The sequence below is a fragment of the Helicobacter sp. T3_23-1059 genome (genome assembly GCF_053654515.1).
Genome location: NZ_JBSIUV010000001.1, coordinates 121,972 through 142,983, shown reverse-complemented (window position 1 = coordinate 142,983; position 21,012 = coordinate 121,972). Strand labels below are relative to the sequence as shown.

At 36.5% G+C, this 21,012-nt stretch carries 13 protein-coding genes and 1 other RNA gene; 2 read left to right on the top strand and 12 right to left on the bottom strand.

What is annotated here, in order from left to right; all coding sequences use genetic code 11:
• Window positions 1–25: 25 nt before the first annotated feature.
• The 4 genes from ACWIX0_RS00640 to ACWIX0_RS00625 form a co-directional block, all read right to left on the bottom strand.
• The gene (locus tag ACWIX0_RS00640) at window positions 26–841 is read right to left on the bottom strand and encodes a hypothetical protein (protein WP_454171038.1); all 816 of its coding nucleotides are present in this window, start codon (window positions 839–841) and stop codon (window positions 26–28) included.
• 174 nt (window positions 842–1,015) lie between these two features.
• Window positions 1,016–1,547, bottom strand: an RNA gene (gene rnpB / locus ACWIX0_RS00635) — RNase P RNA component class A.
• 112 nt (window positions 1,548–1,659) lie between these two features.
• Window positions 1,660–2,733, bottom strand: coding sequence for an aspartate-semialdehyde dehydrogenase (locus tag ACWIX0_RS00630; RefSeq protein ID WP_454171036.1), 1,074 nt, complete (start codon window positions 2,731–2,733; stop codon window positions 1,660–1,662).
• Window positions 2,734–2,983: 250 nt separating this feature from the next.
• Window positions 2,984–5,110, bottom strand: coding sequence for an extracellular solute-binding protein (locus tag ACWIX0_RS00625; RefSeq protein WP_454171034.1), 2,127 nt, complete (start codon window positions 5,108–5,110; stop codon window positions 2,984–2,986).
• Between the two features lie 376 nt (window positions 5,111–5,486).
• Here ACWIX0_RS00625 and ACWIX0_RS00620 point away from each other — a divergent pair, with 376 nt between their 5' ends.
• Complete coding sequence (locus tag ACWIX0_RS00620; RefSeq protein WP_454171032.1) at window positions 5,487–8,705, top strand: TonB-dependent receptor; 3,219 nt, start codon at window positions 5,487–5,489, stop codon at window positions 8,703–8,705.
• An 889-nt stretch (window positions 8,706–9,594) separates the two neighbouring features.
• Here ACWIX0_RS00620 and ACWIX0_RS00615 read toward each other — a convergent pair.
• The 7 genes from ACWIX0_RS00615 to ACWIX0_RS00585 all read right to left on the bottom strand — a co-directional run bounded on the left by ACWIX0_RS00615 (window position 9,595) and on the right by ACWIX0_RS00585 (window position 17,888).
• On the bottom strand, window positions 9,595–10,875 hold the full coding sequence (locus ACWIX0_RS00615; RefSeq protein WP_454171030.1) for a hypothetical protein: 1,281 nt from the start codon (window positions 10,873–10,875) through the stop codon (window positions 9,595–9,597).
• A 132-nt stretch (window positions 10,876–11,007) separates the two neighbouring features.
• On the bottom strand, window positions 11,008–12,357 hold the full coding sequence (locus tag ACWIX0_RS00610) for a hypothetical protein (RefSeq protein WP_454171028.1): 1,350 nt from the start codon (window positions 12,355–12,357) through the stop codon (window positions 11,008–11,010).
• A gap of 184 nt (window positions 12,358–12,541) precedes the next feature.
• A complete protein-coding gene (locus ACWIX0_RS00605) occupies window positions 12,542–13,543 on the bottom strand; it encodes a hypothetical protein (protein WP_454171026.1) in 1,002 nt (333 codons plus the stop codon).
• A 37-nt stretch (window positions 13,544–13,580) separates the two neighbouring features.
• Window positions 13,581–14,201 (bottom strand): hypothetical protein, encoded by a 621-nt coding sequence (locus tag ACWIX0_RS00600; protein ID WP_454171024.1) that lies wholly within the window; start codon window positions 14,199–14,201, stop codon window positions 13,581–13,583.
• 31 nt (window positions 14,202–14,232) lie between these two features.
• Window positions 14,233–15,621, bottom strand: a complete 1,389-nt coding sequence (locus ACWIX0_RS00595) for a hypothetical protein (RefSeq protein ID WP_454171022.1) — start codon at window positions 15,619–15,621, stop codon at window positions 14,233–14,235.
• A 21-nt stretch (window positions 15,622–15,642) separates the two neighbouring features.
• Complete coding sequence (locus tag ACWIX0_RS00590; RefSeq protein ID WP_454171020.1) at window positions 15,643–15,840, bottom strand: hypothetical protein; 198 nt, start codon at window positions 15,838–15,840, stop codon at window positions 15,643–15,645.
• A 242-nt stretch (window positions 15,841–16,082) separates the two neighbouring features.
• Complete coding sequence (locus ACWIX0_RS00585; protein WP_454171018.1) at window positions 16,083–17,888, bottom strand: tetratricopeptide repeat protein; 1,806 nt, start codon at window positions 17,886–17,888, stop codon at window positions 16,083–16,085.
• A gap of 251 nt (window positions 17,889–18,139) precedes the next feature.
• On the opposite strand from ACWIX0_RS00585, the gene ACWIX0_RS00580 reads away from it, so the two are divergent.
• Window positions 18,140–19,498, top strand: coding sequence for a pseudouridine synthase family protein (locus ACWIX0_RS00580; protein ID WP_454171016.1), 1,359 nt, complete (start codon window positions 18,140–18,142; stop codon window positions 19,496–19,498).
• 231 nt (window positions 19,499–19,729) lie between these two features.
• On the opposite strand, the gene ACWIX0_RS00575 is transcribed toward ACWIX0_RS00580, so the two are convergent.
• Window positions 19,730–20,623: a hypothetical protein gene (locus tag ACWIX0_RS00575; RefSeq protein ID WP_454171014.1), complete on the bottom strand. Its 894-nt coding sequence runs from the start codon at window positions 20,621–20,623 to the stop codon at window positions 19,730–19,732.
• Window positions 20,624–21,012: the final 389 nt, after the last annotated feature.

Below are 21,012 nucleotides of genomic sequence, written 5' to 3'. Positions count from 1 at the left end.
ATTTTTTCCTTAAAAGATAGAAATTCTAATCAAGCGATAAAAGACATTCGCCCTGCGCGTTTTTATAAGATTTTTTATTGGCAAATTCTATGTCTTTGTCTCTTTTTATTTTGCATTGCTCTTTGTCTATGTCTGTGAAATCTAAGCAATCATAATATATCATTTCAGCGGTTTGTTTTTGCTTATCGCGTGCACAGTATTGCTCGCTATAAGTCGCATAAGAATCCACACAGGATATGCCCTTAATGTGCAGCACTCTGTATGTTGAATCTAATTTTTTATGCGTTAGGATTCTTTTTGCTCTTTGTGGCTCTTGTATGGAAGCGATAGATTCTAATAATGCGTAGAAATCCTCATCATATTCGTAGTTTTGCCCATTGATTTTAGGGCATACGCCTAGTCGCACCTCATACATTGGAGTAGAATCTTTGCTAAAAAACACCGCTACGGCATTAGAAAGCCTAATTGTTTCTTTATTGCTTGCTAGTGGTTTTGCATTTTTGGTAGGGATTGATTTTGGTATGTTGGCTTTTTGAAGCGCGGATTTGTAGGTTTTATAAGGGATTTTATGGTGGTGCGTTTTTGTGTTTGGTTCTTTTTTTGTGTCATTACAATATTCATAAATACTATCTAATATATTTGCTTTTGCAGGATTAAGAGGGTTAGTGCGATTGTCAAAATAGCACACTTCTATATCTAGCTTTTCATCTTTGGCGACTTCCAAAATCTCATAAAAAGGCGACTTTGCAAGATACATAAAATAATAACACGCAATTATTATCGCCACTATGCTAATAATAATGCAAAAAATAGCAATGCGTGCTTTTTTGAGCTGTTGCATTTTTTTACCCTGTGTAATAATCTCAAATATTTTGTAGTTTAAGATACATTTTAATAATCGCTTGCAATAATAACTCATCAAAGTCAATATCAAAACAAACATTGTAAAAACACGATAAAAACACGCAAATAAAATCATTTAGCTTAGAAAAAAAGTGCGAAGTAAAAAGCATTAAATCATTGGCTTGGTATAAGCCGAGTTCTGTCGAGGGTGGCTATTTATCTGGGGCGCATTTCACAACGCGTCTCAAGCAAAGGGCAAAATCTAAGACATTTACCACGCCCTTTTTGCTACGGATTGGGTTTGCACGGCATTGCTAATTGCTTAGCAATCGGTAGGCTCTTACCCCACCTTTTCACCCTTACTCATTTTGTGCTTGTCTTTTTGGCTAAAATCGTGGATTGTGCGCGCTTAGCTTTGGTCATTACCATTTAGGTAACTCCCTCGCTTCGCGCTTCAAAACCACGATTTTATCTCAAAAATACTTCGCACAACATTTGCAAAATCTTAATCACAAACATATCAAATTTTGCAAAAAGTATCGCTTACAAAATAAGCCAAAAAGACAAACATAAAATGAGCGGTTATTTTCTGTTGCACTTTCCCTTAGGTTACCCTAGCCATTTGTTAAATGGAATCCTGTCTTTGTAGCTCGGACTTTCCTCCCCTGTGAGTTTTTCACAAGAGCAGCCACCACCAAACCAATGAAAATAATGGAAATGAAATTATACCAAAATCTAAAAATATGCACGACAAACGAACTGGCATAGTTTGTAAGTTTTTAGATTTTTATGCTGATTGTGATTGATAAATTTTAATTACATATTCATATTTTTTGCCATTTGCATTTCACACCATTTTTGTGCGATTCGCACAGCATTTGTCGCAGCTCCCACGCGGATTTGGTCAGCTACACACCAAAAATGCAAAATCTTTTTATCAAAATTATCCACCCTCACACGCCCCACATAAGTTTCATTGGTATCCGTAGCGATTGTTGGCATAGGATATATAGCGTTTTTTGGCTCATCAATTAGCACAATATTTTGCGCGGATTTTAGCGCTTCTCTCGCCTCTTGCACACTTACTTCTTTGGCAAATCTCACACTCACACTCTCGCTATGGCTTCGCAAAACAGGCACGCGCACGCAAGTCGCACTTATAGGAAAATCTGCGTGCATAATTTTGTGCGTTTCTTTTATCATTTTCATCTCTTCTTTTGTGTAGTCATTTTCCATAAACACATCAATATGCGGGATTACATTTAGCGCGATTTTATGCGGAAACACACTAGCACTAGCAGAATCTAACTCAAAAGCAAAGAATTTTTGCATTTGAGTTACTAGCTCTTCCATTCCTTTTTTACCAGCCCCGCTTACGGCTTGATAGGTGCTTACATCTACGCGCTCTATGCCAAAAGCCTTATGTAGCGGGGCTAGGGCTTGCACCATTTGGATTGTAGAGCAGTTTGGATTAGCGATGATATTTTTTGCTTTATATCCTGCTATGTCGTTAGGATTTACTTCAGGGACGACTAGAGGGACATTTTTATCAAGCCTAAAAAAGCTCGTGTTATCAATGACAAGCGCACCAGATTTTGCCGCACTTGGTGCATATCTCTCACTCACACTTCCGCCCGCAGAAAAAAACGCTATTTCAATCCCCTGCTCGCCAAACACTTCATCAGTAGTCTCTAACACAGCTACTTCTTTACCCCGCACTTCGATACTTTTGCCCACACTATTTTTGCTAGCAAGAGGGATTATTTTTTCATAAGCAAAATCTAGCTCATCTAGCACGCGCACTATCTCTTCGCCCACTGCCCCTGTCGCACCGACAATGCCTACGACATATTTTTTTTGATTTTTTGGATTTTGTTGAATATTGCTCATGTAAATTCTCCATTTTTAGATTTTGCAACTATGTTTTTTGCATTTTGCTTTTATTTGTCGTTTATTGTAGATTTTTTACAAGCGCGGATTATACCATAATATCAAAAAGCACAATGCAACGCAGAATCTAAAAAATAAAGCACGCTAAAAAATTAGCAAAATCTCTACCAAACTATCCCCATAAATACCACAATCAAAAATGACTTATTTTAGATTTTGCCTTAGATTTTATGAGATTTTATAGTAGATTTTATTTAGATTCCTTGTTGGTTGCCCACCAAATTTGCGGACTTAAATCATATCGTGGGTGATTTTTTGGCATTGAGATATTATGCCAAAAAGCGATTCTAAAATTTGGCAAATAATAATGTGGCACGACAAAATCCCCCCACAAAAGCACCCTATCAAGCGCGTGAATAGACAAAATCTGCTCTTCCCTACTTTGCGCAGCTATCACGCGCTCTATGAGGCAATCCACCACTTCTAGCTTTACGCCACTATAATTTTTGCTCCCCGCCATATCCGCACTTGCCTTGCTCCAAAAATACCTCTGCTCATTGCCCGGGAAAAGACTCTGCCCGATAATCCCCACAATCATTTCATAATCAAAATTTTTCACGCGATTTGCATATTGACTAGAATCAATCTTTTGGATTTGCATATTTATGCCAAGCAGTTTTAGATTTCGCCCATATCGCACGGCTAGCCGCTCAAAAGCGGGATTATCAAGCAAAAGCGTGAAAGAAAAAGGTTTGCCATTTTTAGCATCTACAAGCACGCCATTTTTCATCACAAATCCCGCTTGTGATAGCAAATCTTTAGCTTTTTTTAGATTTTCTCTCTCTTGGATAATATGGCGTGGGATTTTCTCATCTAGGGTATTTTGATTTTGCGCTTCAAAATCCGTTTTTAAATCCATTGGCAAATCGTTTTTAAAATCCGCCTCAACGCCCGCTCTAAAATCCACGCTAGGCACGACATAAGGCTTGCTAAACATATCTTTTAGATTACTTTTTGATATTTCGCCTTTGGTGTCGCATTGCTTTATGAGATTAGATTCTGCCCTGTTTGGCAATGGCAGGCTAGCAAAAATGGAGTGATTAAAATAGCTTGTGGTGCGTTCATATTGCGAGAAAAAAAGATTTACATTGCTCCACTCAAAATTAAACGCAAGCACAAATGCCCTCCGCACAAGCGGATTTGCAAAAACCTCTTTGCGTGTATTCATAAAAAACCCCTGCATACCGCTAGGCAGGCTATGTGGAAACGCTTTTAAGCTAAATTGCTTAGAATCTAATGCCTTACTTTTATACCCCCTAGCCCACACTTTTGCCGCACTCTCCACACGCCAATCATACTTATGACTTAAAAACGCCTGCAAAGCCACCGCGTCATCGCGATAATATTCATAAACCAACGAATCAAAATTAAACTGCCCTATCCTGCTTGGCAAATCTTTTGCCCAATAATCTTTATTTCGCTCATAAATGATTTTTTTGCCAATTTGATATGATTTCACGCGATATGCTCCGCTTCCTAGCGGGATTTGCAGATTATCCTCCCCAAAAGTATTTTTGCCATTTTTTACATAAAAATGCTTTGGCAAAATGCTTAACTGCCCCAAAATCAATGGCAATTCTTTGTTTTGCGTGGTTTTAAAAATAAATTTAACGCGACTAGAATCTAAGATTTTGACTTCTTTGACATCGGCATAATACTGCTTATAAAGCGGGCTAGCCCTGCTTATCATCATTTCAAAGCTAAATGCCACATCTTGCGCACTTATCGCCACTCCATCGCTAAATCGCGCCCTTTTGTCAATGGTAAAAACCACGCTTGAATTATCCTGCGCTACGGCTATATCGCTAGCCACAAGCGCGTATTGCGCATAAGGCTCATCCATACTTTGTGCCATTAGCGTGTCATAGATATTTTCTAGCCCGCTAGCAGATTCTCCCTCCATACTAAAAGGATTTAGCGAGCTAAAACTCCCTAACGCATAAGATTTTAGCGTGCCACCTTTTGGGGCATTTGGATTTACATAATCAAAATGCGCTAGATTTTGGTATTTTGCCCTCTCCCCTAGCGCGATGAAAGAAGCGCATTTAGCAAAATCTAGGGTAAAAAAACATAGCAATATTGGCAACGCATAAGCAAAAATAGCAAAAAAATTATTGCAAAAATGTTGATTTATGTTTAGATTTTTTGGGGCAAGAAGTCTTGCTTTGTATTTTTTGGTGTGGTTTGTAATGTATTTTTTGATATTTTTTGCAAGATTTTTGAATGGATTGTTTGAATGGATTTTTTGATTTTGTTTTGTGGGATTTTGTTTTTGTGTGGAAAATGTGGAAAATGTAGAAAATGTGAAAAATGACATTTTTTATCCTAATTTTTTATTTGGTTACTTTTTTGTAGTTGATTCTATGCCTAAGTGATTTTAGTAGATTTTAGCAAGTAAGTTGCAAGCGTTTATTTTAGCAAAATCTACGCGCTTTTTTATCTTTTTTATTAGCAATTTTAAAGCGCATTTACCATATTTGCAAAATCTTGCAAATATGGTAAAATCTTGCAAAATCCAAAATAACACTCACAATAAAACAACAAAATTTTCTTATTAAAACAAGCATTTTAAGACTTTTATGAGAATTACGCGCATTTTTACTTTTTTGTATTATAATCCCCCGCATTTTATCAAAGCAAAATAAAAACTGCTTTTGATAAGATATAAAAATTATCCCTCAAAGGAGCATAAAATGTGCGTAAATCCTACAAACATAGAAGATAAAAATAGGGCGAATGTTTCGCTGAAAATTTTGGCGATTTGTTTTACACTGCTTAGTCAAAGTCTAGTTGCTAATGCGATTTTGGCTAATAACGAGAGAGAGAGTAACTCCGCGCTAAATCTTTCTAGCTTTCAATTATCATTGCGAGCATTGCATTTTTATGCAATGCGTGGCAATCTATATTTACAAAGTGAAAAATACTCTTTTAATAAACTTAATCAAATAGATTGCCACGAATTTGCTAGCGCAAATTCTCGCAATGATGGCAATGTAAATTCTCACAATGACGAAATTTTTTGTCGGACTAAGCGTAAGCGAAGTGTCTCAAAGCGTAGCTTCTTTAGAAAATCTAAAAACGCAAATATAGATATTTCGCGCTTACGCGCTCAATATGACAATGTAGTTATTTCCCCCTCCCTTGTAAATAATAATTCTACACTTTCCCCCTCCCTTGCGGAGTTGCAAGCCTCTTGTCCCCCCTCCATTGCGGAGGGGGTTAGGGGGAGGGTATTTTTAGATTCCACCGCCGTCATTGCGAGCGGTTTGGATTTTTTAGAATCTAAAACGCGTGGCACAAGCCCACAGCTACAAAGTAGCAATTTAGCGCGTAAGCGCGAGTGGGCGCAGTTGCGCAAGCAAAATCTATATAGTAATGCAAACAAGGCAGATTGCCACGAATTTGCTAGCGCAAATTCTCGCAATGACGAAAGCAAAATAAACCAACAAAAATACATAAAACTAGCCAAAATAGATTCTATTCGCACGGATTTTGTGCAAGCATATTTACCACAAGAGGCAACAACTTCAAAAATAGATTCTACACAAAAACATTTGCCACAAACAACAATGGATTCTATGCAAGTTGCAAACAACACGGCAAATGCTCAAAACAATGCTTTTATAAATAATCATAGAGATATTTCGCGCTACGCACTCAATATGACAAATGATATAGATTCTATGAAATCAACAGAATCTATGCAAACAGATTCTACACCACAAGCATTTGACAAATCCCATCAATACAATAAACTAAAAAAATCAAACGACTTAGAATCAACAAATCTGCAAGCAAAGGATTTAGGCAAAGTTAGCGTTAGCGCGACTACGGGATTTGATTTGCCATTAAAAGAAGAAGTCAAAAATGTCATCATCATTGACAAAGAGGATTTGCAAAACAAAGGCTATACAAATCTAGAAGACGCCCTAGCAAAACAGCCATTTATTAGTTTCATAGCAGGTCCACAAGGCACAAAAAATATCGATATTCGTGGGCAGGGCTATGACGCTCCGCGTGCGGTAAAGATTCTCATCAATCGCGTGCCAATCAATCTAAATGATAATGGCAACCCAAATAGCGGACACGGAGGCACAAGCACCACTCCATTTAACCATATCTCAATAGATGAAATACAATCCATAGAGATAATCCCCGGAGGTGGCTCTGTCATCTATGGTGGTGGCACGCGTGGAGGCGTGGTAAATATCGTTACCAAAAAACCTAGTAAAGATTACGCTAGATTTTCGCTTCGTGGATTAGGCTATGAGGCAAAAGGCTCTTTTGGCGGTGGGGTAGGCATAAGCGCTGGTAAGGCGATAGGAAATAAGCTATTTGTCTCTGCAAGCGCGGATTATTCCCATCAAGATGGGCTAAGGCAAGGGGAATATGACAATACTATCTACACAGCATTTCAAACCATATATCAAATCGCTCCAAATCATAAGCTAGATTTTAATATTAGCTATTCTAAAATGTGGCGATATTTTGCAGGGTATCATCAAAGGGCAAATTGCGATACTCCAAACGCTACAGGCACTTCTTGCGAGACTTGGGGGTATTTTAAAACCATAGATGAGCTAAAAAAAGAGCGATACACCTCGCCTAGCGGGATTGGCTCAAGTCAAAATAGCAATGGTGAAGTGGGGCAGGATTTTATCCAAACCTCGCTAAATTATAATGCTAACTTTAGCGAGAATCTAGCATTTGACGCGCTTACATTCTATCAATTTAGCAATTTTTTGTTTCCTAGCCAAGAGCTAGGTGGCAACACACGCAATACCTTTAGCAATCAAGGAGCAGGGCTAAATCTAAAATTAAAACACAAAATCCCCAAAAATACGCTAATTGTCGGGCTAGATAACCAAATCGAGCTAAGCGATAACAACTCTCAAAGCTCATTTACCCAAACGCAAAATAAAGGGCAAAAATATTCTGTTTCGCTATATGCGTTTGATTCTATAAAGTTTGTTGATTGGTTTTCTTTAGGGGTAGGAGCGAGGGGGGATTTTTCTTACTTTATGATTCAAGGGCATACGGGTATGAATTTTATGAATATGAATGGCTACTTTGAAACAAACGCCCAAAAACCACAATGGGGCTATGCAGCTGAAATCACTCCTGCGTTTCATTATGGCGATTCTGGCATAGTGTATATCAAAGGCGAGATAGGCTATACTAGCCCTTCGGTGCGCGAAGTGGTAAGCTCGGATTTAAACTATAATGCAACTAGCACAGGCTTAGCCCCCAAAATCCCTAGCAATATCGAGCCTGAACAATATTTCACAGGCGAGATAGGCTGGAGGGAATATTTTAAAAACTCCTCTTTAAGCGCAAGCGTGTTTTATACCCACACGCTAAATGAAATCCGCCATAGATTAGATGGTTTTCGTGTTACTTATTTTAACATAGGGCAGACGCAACGACTAGTCGCAGAAATAATGGGTAGGCAGACTATCGCTTCTGTGCTTGAGCTGGTAGAGAGCGTATCTTATCTCTACACAAATGTGCTAAAAGGAAAATCATCTATCGCTGGCGGGACTTCTAATGGTGGTTTTATAGAGGGGAAACCTATCCCCTATGCGCCGCTTTTTAAGCTAACCATAGGAGCAAATTATGAGATTTTGCATAAAGGCGAAAATAAACTAAGTCTATGGATAAATAACTCTTGGAATGGTAATCAGGTTGATTATAACCAAGTCGATATGAATGCAAATGGATATTTTCTTAGCGATATTGGACTAAACTATAAATATAGGCATTTTAATCTATCGGCGGGCGTGCGAAATGTATTTGATACATTCTATATCGCTTATCAAAGCTCTAACATAAGTAGCACGGCGGGCATAAGTGCGACATATCTAGCAGGGGCTTCAAGAAGCTATTTTGTGGATATGAGGCTTAATTTTTAAAAATGGGGTTAGATTTTGTGGGGTTAGATTTTGCTACTTGGATTTTATTGCTTTGATTTTTGTTGCTTAGATTTTGTAGGGTTGTTAAAATGTGTGGCGTTGTTAAAAGTTGCAAAATCGTGGGAATCTAAAATCTTGTCATATTAAAATTTTGCCTTTTCTTTGTCATATTAAGCAAGACACAAAGCAATAGGCAAAAAATCTATACTTTGTGGCTAGATTTTTAGATTCTTTGGTTTTTTAGTCTTAATATGGCAATGCTTTTTTACTGCGAGATTTTGCATAGCAAAATCGTGGCAATCTATGGATTTTGCTATACTTAGGATTTTTTGTCATACTGTGCGCGTAAGCGAAAAATATCTCTATTTACATTTTGAAGTTTTGTCATACTTTTGTTACTTTGCAACCTAAGTATGACAATGGTTTTTTATCATTGCGAGCATCAAAACGCAATGCGTGGCAATCTATAACCAAAAACAATAAAAGGCATTATTTTAACAATTTAGGATTGTAGATTTTGCTTATGCAACTGCACCCATTCGCATTTGCGCGCTTAAATCGCTACTTTGTAGCTACGGGCTTGTGCCACACATTAGATTTTGCATAAAGCAGATTCTAAACGCTTGCAATGATAAAACTATGCTAGATTTACCCCAAAAACCACGCTTAATTCAAGCGATTTAAGCTGATTTTTATACAGCGATAGCTTTGCAAAATATTTAAAACTTTTTGCTGTTGCAAATTGTCCCAAACAAAAAAAAAAAATCGGCTTTGATTTGGTTTTAAAGTGCAGCCAGAATATAAGCCCATTTGCAATATCAACAATGGCAATATGCAACACTTCAATGTGTGATTGATTTGTTTTGCGATTTTTATCACCATAGTAACCTTATTCTAACTTAAAATCTAGTTTTTGCATCATTTCTTTGCTCCAGCCTTTTGGAGGGTTTGTGATGCTAGGATAGATTCTAGGGAAAAATTCAATATATACGCTTTTATTATCGCTTAATTCAAAATAGTATTTGCCTAGTGGGGAGGGTGTGATAGGTTGTCCTCTTGTAAATAAAGCTTGGTTGGGGGAGGTAAAAGAAAAATAATAGCCATTAGAATCTATGTCTTTGTGTCCTTTTTCGTCAGTTGGGATATAGTTTGTAGCCTCCACATTAAAAAAGCCATATTCCCAGCCATTACCAGAACTACCAAGTATTTCATCTTTTAATGCTTGTGATAAATCACTATGATACATCTTACTAATATAATTTCGTAGTTTATAAAATAAGTATTTCAACTGCTCATATTGCGATATTTTCTCATCATCTATATAGCTAGCTATATTAAATAGCATATTGTTTTTTTCTGCAAGGTATCCTTGATAATAACGAATTGTATAATTTCTCAAACTCCACACCAAATACGCATAAAAAAACTCATCATATAATAAGATTTTATGATTTGGTTGATTGGTTTTAGCTAGAAAATCAAGAGTAAGCAATATTGCTTGCGTATAAGGGGACTTAGGGGCATTACTCCACCATTTAAACATATCTTTTTGCAAGACTCCTTTTGATAATAAATCATCATAGATTTTATCGTGCAAATGATATGCGTGGATTCCATTATTTTTGTTTATAGATTCTATGTAGTTTGCGATAAATTCTGTGTTTTCTTGGTGTAATTGTGTGAAATATGAGATGATTTGCTCTTTTGTTAAAGTAATATTTGCCTTGCTATTTTTGCAAAGCGTTTTTACATTATTGGCGTTGTATATAGTGTAATTGCCCATCATTGCATCGTATTGTGCTTGTGGTGGGATATAGTTTTTATTGATTTCATCAAGCCATAAAGGGTTGATTTTATCTATTTCATTAGCGATATTTGCTATGTTTGAAGGGATAAATTTAGGAGCTAAAATGCCTTGCTTATTTTTGCTAAAAATAATTTTGCCTAAATATAGCCCTACTTTATGGTCTAATATTTGATACTCATCATTTGGACACCAATCATTAAGGGCATTTATAGCTGTGTTTATACCTAAATATATTTCTTTATCAGTGCGATTGCGTAGGAAGTCGTTGTGTATTTGTGGGTCCCAAACCCTTTCTACTTTTTTATCGTTTGCAATGCCCACGCTTAAAATGATAGATAATAGCATAAATGCGATTTTTTTCATTGTTATCAGCTCCATAAATCTTTATGTGTGATTGTAGCGAAAATTCGCGCTTTTTAGATTTGCGTTTGATTCGCATTAGATTCGTTAGATTCGTGCCTTTGTCGATTCGACAATCTTTGCTAAAATATCCATTTATTCCCCTTTATGATACGCGCCCACAAATGCCAATGCTAATGCTTGATTGAAGCGGTAGGCATAGTAGCAGTCATCTCGCAATTCAAATCCATACCAATCACGCGGAAATTCATCGCTATATCTAGCCAATCCACTCATATCATAATGATAGCGCATTTCCTCTTTGCTTAATTCGCCTTTGTCAAATCGCCTTTGCGCTTCTCTTAATACCACGCGTAATGATTCAAACATAGCTTTATCATAGGCAAAATTATTGCCTATCAACAAAGCAGTATTTTGCGCTAATCTTTTATTATATTCAATCTCTAGCGCACTTTTTGTATAATCATCGTTAATATCCCCGCGTATAAGCATTTGATTGATTTTATCTTCTTCATCTATCATCTCTTGGGTGATTTCTAGCAATGTCGGTTTTTTATTATTCACTAGCTCCCAAATCTCATCATAAACTATGCCTAGTTTATTGTGCTTTACTTTTGGGATTAGAATCTCTTTTGAGTTAATGTCATAGCCTTTGAGATTGAGCGCATTTATGGTATGCCACTCTTTTTTGATATTTTTTTCGTTGAAAGGCTTATCGCCATAGATATTTGCGTGTAATTTTGTTTTATCTTTAAAATTATTTTGCGTGTATTCAAATGATTCGCTTTTAAGGGGTAAGTAGGCTTTCATAGTTGATTCATCTTTTAAAAATTCGCGTTTGATAGAATTTGGGATAATGTCATACACAAAGTCATAAAGTGTGATTGCATCATAATCGGCTAATGCTACATAATTGCTTATAATGCTGTAATTTTCATCATTTGCATTATTTCTCTCTTGGAGTTTCATTTTGGCTATTGCCTCATAAATGTTGAGATTTTTGCCATTGTAAGTAAAACTAAAATATTGTCGCATAAAATCTTTGTATGTTAATTTTGGATTTTGCGTTAATTCTTTGTGCTTTTCATAGAGTTTGATAGTTTGCCATTGTGAGAAAATAAGCTGACTAAATGGATAGGCTTTGACTAGCATTGAAAACTCATCATTGTGATTTTTATGAAAATTTAGCACTTCTAAAATGATTTGCTTTGGCAGGGGAATCCCAAAGGCATTGTAGTCTTTGTCTTGGAGGTTTGCTAATTCTTTAAGCAACAGCAAATCTTTTTGCTTAAACTCAAATCTTGTGCGAATCATATTCGATTCAAGCGAAGCCATCGATAAAATTTGTTTATTTTGGTAGAAAAAGTCGCCCCATTCGTATCTATCCTCTATATTGCTATGATTGCGTATGTAGTCTAGTGTCATCGCATTTGCGACATTTAGCGTGAGAAGCAAAAATAGCGCGAAAAATCGTAGTTTTGGCATTACAATCCTTTGCATTTTTAAAATTTAAAAGTGTGATTGTAGCGAAAATTTTATGTGATTTTAATTGTTTAGATTTGCGTGAATCTACAATCGCAGATTCGCTAGATTCGCCATAGATTTGCGCGGAATCGTAAAATATCGCTTTTGGTTTCTAACCCTTTATAAAGTTTATATTATTTAAAGCCTACTCCCCACATTCAAATCCCACTTGGGAGCTATGAATCACGCCATAGATTGCTTTGCTTGTATCCTTTGCATTTGGTGGGATATAGGCGACTTTATGCCATTTGGGGTTGGTGGAATCTTTGCCTAAAAATACGATTCTACCTTTGCTTACGCTAGATTCTGTCATTTTGCAAAATAATATTCCAAACTCTTCATCGGGCGTCTTTTTGTATGTTGCAACTTCGTTTTTTTGTATCGCATAGAGAATCTTGCCATTTGGCGATTCGCGTAAGTTTATGTAAGAATCTTTGGAGGCATACCTTAAAATATTTATCATAATTTTTGGCTCTGCGAGTGGATTTTCAAAAAGTTGATTTATATTGTTTTGCCAATAGTCAATATGTATGTCATAATGCAATTTTAAATCTTTGAAATCCACATAATCTATGCCACCCTCTATCCAATCTGTCATAAATTTCTGATGATTTGCAATATCCACTTCTGCCCTCACCATAAAATCTGACAAGGCATATTTTTCACGCCAATTTTCCCCTAATGCGTGAGATATTTTTGTAGTGATATTTTTATCCAAGCAATGGTGCTGTTTTGAGTGCTCTTCATCATCGCTTCTGCATAGCGTAAATTCGAGATACTCATCAAACACACTATTTCTATCAGGCACAAACAATAACTCTCTAAATCCCCAACCTTCCATATCTGCTATGACGCCCGTTCTCCACACTAGCACACCACTTATGCGCCCTTTGCCCTCATATATGGTATTACTATATAGCATATCAGTGTGTGTTTTTTTGACAAAAGAGCCATTTATAATGTCTTTTTCTTGCAACAAAGAACCTATATTTTGAGATTCTCCAAAATCTACGCTAGATTCAACCTGCGAATCTCTAGAATCTATGCTTTGCAATTCGTTTGAATCTTGTGAATCCTTTGAATCCCCACACGCACTAAAACCCAAAAAAGCCGCCAAAATCAAAATTACCAAACTTAATTTTTTCATTTTTACCCCTTTGAATCTAAAAAATTAAAAGCCGTGATTATAGCGAATCATTGAGCGGTTTTAGATTCGCACCTTTTAGTGCGATAGTCATAGCCCTTTTGTAAAAATCATCAAACTTTTTAGGAAAAAGTAAGTATTTAATCGCACCTTTGGGATTATGCAACTCAAAATGTAGCAAATAAAACACATCAAGCGCAATCCACTCCCACGCAAATCCATTGCACCAATCTACCATTTTGCCTTCTTTTGCCTTGATAGTAGCAATCTCTTGTGCCAAAAAGCCATTTTTACGCAAACGCTCCATAAAATTTTCGTGCGTTTCTTGCGAATACTCTGTATCCAAATATTCCTCAAGTAAATATATCCAATTATCCGTATGATTTAACTTGCGCAAACCATTGCGTTTGGCAAATGTGGCAATTTCATCACTTGTCGCATATCGCATTGCTATGAGCTCATAAAATGGCGCACCCAAATGCCTATTTACCACCACAAAAGCATTTGGCAAAGTGATATACGCCACAATATCCTTTGCCAAAAGCACTCCATTGCCCTTACAGATGCTACTAGGCTTATATTGATAATCATTAAAAAGAATTTTATCGTTTTGGATTATCGTGCTAGGTGGCATTTGTGCGGTGTTTTGTTTGTTTTGCATAAAATTTTATCAAATATGTGAGCTAGCAAATTTATTTTCCAAATGGTGCTAAATACTCTAATCCACTAGAATGTATGTAGCCCTCATAGAGTTTGAGTGTGGATGGGGTTTTGTTGAATGTTTTAGCATAGCCATCGATAAAAGGTAAAAGTTGTTCTCTAAAACTAAATATATCAAATTCAACTTCGCTAAATTTTGTTTCATTGTCCTCACTTGAAATGGTGTTTTTATCTATCATTTTTAGAATCCACACTTTGCACCAATCATTTGGCAATATATCCCAAATAAGCACCAAATAATTATCTCTAAATAAAGGGTTTATGAGTTTTTGTTTGTTGGATTCATAGTAGGATTGTGCCATTTTGCGATTGTAATAAAGTATATAACCTATTTCATCACTACTGCCTAAATCATCTCTCTCATACCATTCTCGCCCTTTATTTATCATTGGCTTATACATAGGCTTTATGCTACCATCGGTGGTATAGCCATCAGAATCAGTTATGTAAATATTAGGTGTATTTGTGTCTTGTGATAAAAGCTGGGCTACTATCTTGCCATTTTTAGCATCAGGCTTATCTCTCACATTTAAGATAAAGTCATTTATGTTTGTTTTTGTGATGGCAAGGGCGGAGGTGGGGAGAGGTTTAAAAACTTCAGCGTAGGGCAAATGCTTTGTAACGGTTTCATATTCTTGCGTTGTTTTATTATATTCATTATCTTTCCAAGAGGTGATAGATTTAGGGAAATTTAGCGTTGTATTTTGTGGGAGGATTTTATGGGACTTTATTATGCCTAGACATAAAATGCACTCTAATCTATCTATCCAATTTAGTGCAGTTAAATACTTATCATATTTAGGAAAAGTAATCACGCTAAAATCTAAGGGCTTTCTATTAAAATCACCTAAGTGAATTAGATACCATTCAAATTCTACTTCAATAGGCACAAGCACCGAGCCAAAACGCGAATCAAAAAATCGCTGTTGTTGGGATTTGCTAAACTCTGCTTTTGATAAAATCTCTTTTGTAAAATCATAGTTTATATCATAAGGAATCTTTATGTTATCTAATGCTCTAGGTATTCCAAATACACGCAACTGCTCTTTATCTATGCTTTTTTGGAAATCTTTAGCATAAAGGACGGCATAGTTTATATATGGGTTATTTTGCGGAAAAAAGATTAAATCAATATTTTTATTGTGCTTTATATCAAAACTCCACGAAATGCGGAGGTTGCCTTTGAGTTTTAGGGTGGTTGAGACTTTTTTGGTGCATCCAAAATCAGTGCGATATGCGTCTATCAATGCCCCATAAGAATTTACATCTCTATCTTTGAGTGATTCGATTTTTTTGGGATCCGTTTCAAAACTCACTGCATTTGCCAAAAATAGCAATATTACAATTATAAATCTTTGCATTTTATATCCTTTTGTTGATTTTTAGTGCTTTTTTTGCGCCACCAAATCTTGCGCAAAATTTTGAGTAGATTTGCCTAAATCTACGCTAGATTCAACCTGTGAATCTCTAGAATCTATGCTTTGTAATTTGCTTGAATCTTGTGAATCCTTTGAATCCCCACACGCCACAAATGCAATCGACATAACCGCCATTAAAAACATTAAGACTAATTTTTTCATTTTTATCCCTTTGAATCTAAAAATTTAAAAAAGCGTGATTATGTCGGCATTTGCTTTTGCTAGCGCGTTAGTTTTTATCATCACTCCAAGCCAAAACACGCCGTTACACTACCAAAATCACAGCTATTTTAAATAATATTCCAACTCTTTTTTAGCCACCACGCTAGATTATACGCTAGATTTTGCATTGCAAAATGTTTCCAAATGCTACTATATCCCTAAAAATATCATTACCATTTTTTTCATCGTCCTGCTCCTTTTTTGCATTTGATTTTTTTGCCCACATTATTGGCAATCTTACAGGGTTGATAGCCTTCAACGGCGCAAAGTTTTTCATAAAATTCCCTAGCTTTTGATTCGTTTTTGTTTAGTCCATCCCCGCCTTTACTATACCACTCTGCAAGCGCAAAACAAGCACTACTATTCTCCGCTTCACAGCCCATTTCATAGAATTTTACTGCCTCTTTGGTATCTTGTGGGGCTATATCCTTGCCAGAGCGATATGCGTTGCCTAATTTATAACATCCGTATCCATCCCCACTGATTTCGCAACTCCTTGTTATCAGCTCTAAAATCTTTGTTTTATCGCATTGATTTTTTGCACAATTAGTAAATTCTAGTTGCGCTGCTTGATGGCAGGATTGAGTCAAGCCCAAATAGCAGGATTTGATAAAATACCGCATTGCTTGTGGTTTATTTTGATTTATACCGCTATGACCATCATAATACATAAGTGCGACTTTTTGGCACGCCCATCTATTTATGTTATCGCACGCCTTTTTGAAAAACTCAAGGGCTTTTATGTAGTTTTTGGTTAGCTTGTTGCGTCCAAAGAAAAAACTATCTCCAACATCATAACATTTGTGCCCATCAAGTTTGCATACTCGATCAAATAGCTCGTTTGCTTTGATAGTATTTTTTTTGGTTTTGTTTAATTGATTTTTCGCATTTTCATATATTATCCCAAGATTAAAACACGCCTTTGCTATGCCTAAATCACACGCTTTTTGCAAAAATTTAAGCGTCATTGCAAAATTATGTTTAGCCTTTTTCGCTGTATCTAGTGCCTCCCCATCATAGCCCTCATATTGTTTATATAGCCCAGCATAATGCTCCGCTAACTCAAAGCAACCTTGAGCGTTATTTTTAGCGCATTGCTCATTGATTCGTGCTAGTTTTAGCGATGTTCCGCGCTTGCACGCTTTAGCTCTATGTTTCTCATCAAAATCTATGCTTAAATGACACATTTTAATATACGCTTGCTCGGCTTTTTGTAAATCTTGCTTTACTAATTTTCCAAGTTGATATTCATTTGCCACGAGCGAGCACCCATCGACATAGTTTAGCTTGCAGGATTTTTCCCACGCCTGCATTGCTTTTTCACCATCTTTTTTTACCCCGCCATCGCCTCTTTGATAAATATATCCCAAATTAAAACACCCTATCTCATTATTTAAATCACACGCTCTTTTCCACAAAATCACAGACTTTGCTTCGTCCTTTTCCATACCCAAAGAGCCATTCAAATACGCATAGGCAAGATTTACACAAGCATATCCTACATTTAAATCACAGCCCTTTTGAAAGTATTCGCCAGATTTGACAATATCAATCTTAAATATTTCTTCGCCTTCTACGCCTGTGAGCCCTTGTTGGAACAAGATTCCAGCATTGTAGCAAGCATTGCCATAATATAGCCCACAGGCTTTATCCCAAAATTTTATTGCCTTTTTGCCATCTTTTGGCACACTCTCGCCTAATACATAAATATTTCCCACAATAAAACACGCTCCCCCCGCGTCCAAATCGCACGCTTTTAGCGCAAATTCTAGTGCTTTTGCATAATCGCTATTTTCGTAATACTGATTAGATTTGTCTAAATATTCCTGTGCTTTGGGGGAGAGTGCGTGTTGTGTATCTAGCGTTTGTGTATTTGATAGTTTTTGCTTTCTTAGCGTGTCGCAACCTTTAGTTGTGCTGATACCTACACACGCACAAAACACTATTGCAATAATTGCGCTAGATAGAATCAAAACTGCTTGTTTCATTTGTTTTGCTCTTTTTTTGCATTTGATTTTTTGCCTATTTCTCGCCCGAATGTTCGCTTGCCTGATAGAAAAAATTTTGTTTAAATTTGAAAAAGTAGCATTGTAGCAAATTTTGGGTTTATTTTTATGTTGCATTTATTATTACAAGAGAATCTACTAAGATTTTGTGGCAATCTATTTTTTAGAATTATGTTTTTTTTAAAGGTTAGATTGCCACGCTAGGCTATCGCCTAACTCGCAATCACGGAAGTATGACAAAGAAAACTAAATATACAAAAAAACATATTGCAACGATTTCAAGGATTATCATAAATGCAGAATCTAGCGATGACAAAGAAATGGTATTATTGCAGTTTATTTTGCATTACAAAGGAGTTTTTTTGCCATTTATTCGCTCGTATTTTTTTATAGATTCTCCCATAAAAGCTAGCAAATTTTTAACCCAAACACTTGGTTTTTCCACCGCATTAGCACAAAAAACTATCGACAAAGCGCGACTAAGAATCAACACAAATAGCGGGCAAATCGCACGCAAAGGCGACATATTGCAAGGTGGCGTGTGGCTTACTCATTTTGTGAATAATTATTATGAGCCAAGCGAACTAATAAAACCGATTTTTTGCACGCAGGATTTTGTGCTTTTTTGCAAACCACCCAAAATCCTAACCCACCCAAAAGGCAATTTTTTACATAAAAGTTTGCTAGATTCTATCCGCTTTTTTTGTGGCGATGAAGCCCAAAGTGTGCATAGGCTTGATTTTGAGACTAGCGGGGCGATTTTGGTAGCGAGGAGCAAAAAATCCCAAATAACGCTAAAAAACTCCCTAATGAATCGCAAAATCCAAAAAATCTATCTTGCAAAAGTGCGCGGAGAAATCCAAAAAGAATGCCTAATAAATGCGCCTATCATCGTGCCTACTCGCCCTAAAAAAATGCTAAACACACAAAGGGAAAATCTATCTATCCGCTCTAAGATTGATGATTCTAAAAATGATGATTGCGTGCTAGATTGTTTGCATTTTTTGGATTTTGGTAATCCCTGCTTAAAAAATGATTTGCTAGAATCTAATGCAAAAGTTACAAATGCTTCTTTTTGGGATACTTTTTTAATGGATTTTACTTTGCGATTAAGCACAAAAAACACTAAAAATACTGCAAATACTGCGACTCTCACAAAAATCGCAAAATCCGCAACAAACTCAAAGAACCAAAAGAACAAAAAAGCCGCAAAGCCCGCGCTTACGCACATTGTCCCTATATATTTTGATGGCACTCATACTTTTATAAAAGCACTCCCCCTTACAGGTCGCACTCACCAAATCCGCTTGCATCTAGCCCACATAGGACACCCGATTGAAAATGACTTTCTCTATGGCGTAAGCGATGAAGTAAGCGAGCGGTATTTGGACGAACTAAAAATAATGCGAGAGCAAGATAGGCAAGGACTTCAAAGCACAAACATATTTGATTCTAAACAAAAAACAGATTTTGGCAATATTTTGTATGCGGACAAAATACTAGCTTTGCATTCTTTGAGCATGGATTTTGTATTTGATGGCGTGCGCTACAAACTTAGCACACCAAAACCTAAATGGTGGCAAGAATCATAAAACCTTGCAAATAACATCTTGTAGCAAAATCTAGTTGCAAAAATCACTTTGCAAGAAAAAATACAAAAAAGGCAAAATGCCATAAAATGCGCAAGATTAAAAAAAAAAAAAACAAGTTATAACAACTTGCAAAAAAAGCGGGCATAAAAAAACGCTTGCAAGGAAAAATTTCCCCTGCAAGCGAGAATCCCCCATAAGAAACGCGAAATAAAAAGCAGAATTACACAAGCCCTAGAATGTAAATTGATACACAAAAGAAATAAGATTTCGCTCTTTCCACGCAAAATCTAACTTTTTGCTATTTTGCTCGGGCAAGACTTTGTAATAAAACTCAAAGCGATGTTTTGCGCCCAGCGTTAGCGCAGTGCCAAAATTATACGCAATCGTCTCTCTATGGTAGCTAGAGCGAAAACTCATCATAGCCGAAGTAGAATCCCATATATCAAATCTAGCATATCCCACACCGCCAAATACTCCAAAATACGAAAAGCTATTTGGGAAGTTAAATTCTAGCAAACCATCGATATTTGCGCTTGACATTGTTTGTGTCCTGCCGTTATTAAATGGAGCAAAAGAGTCTGCATAGATTCTAAAACCTAAAGGACTTTTGCTAGGTTTGCCAAAGCCCAAAAAGCTAAAAAATCGCTGATAACCTACCCCAAATCCAAAACCTGTTTGGGAATCTTTGTTAAACATTGTGTGCGGTCGCATACTGCCCGCCATAAATCGCAATAAAACGCCATTTCGATTTTTGCCAAATGCGCGTTTTGTTTGCAAATCTCGATATTCTTGGTCGCTTATGACTTCATCTTCATCATCTTCGTCCTCGTCCTCTGCAAGTGTAGCTGGGGCTAGGTTTAGTGCCTGCGTGTTAGGATTTTGCGCAGAGTTTTGAGCGGGAGTTTTGATTTGGTTTGCTTGCTTTTCTTTTAGAAATTGGATTTTTGCTTCTAGGGTTTGGATTTCCATCTGGTCTTTTTCCCTAGCTTCTAGCTCTTTTAGCTCTTCTTCTAAGTAAGTTTTTTTGCCCTGCAAAGAGCTTGGCAAAGATTGTGTAGCGGTAGTGTCTGGGTTAGCAAAAGCAGATATGGTGAAAATGCTAAGAAGTAGTGCGAATTTTTTCATTTCCTTTTTCCTTTCTTTTGGGGTTTGTCTTTTTGGGTTTATTGGGCTAGATTTTTGTGTAAAAAAGTCCATTCCAAAAGCCCATTTATGAGGTTTTGTGTATGTTTGCTTTTCTCCAAAAAACCAACAAAGGCTAAGTCAAAATCCAAACATAAACTCTAAGGCAAATTGTATCTAAAAATCTAAAATAGGGGATTTTATTTTTGCAAGTTTTTCATAGATTTTGTTAGCGCAAAAATTGATATTTTTTATACATTTTCATCACATTGATCACAAAAACCATTAAAAAAGGCAAATCAAAAGTTAATAAGTGGTATAATTTTGGCTTTTATACACAATCTACACGATATATACACGATTTGCGCAAATTTTGTCTTATGGCTTAAGTT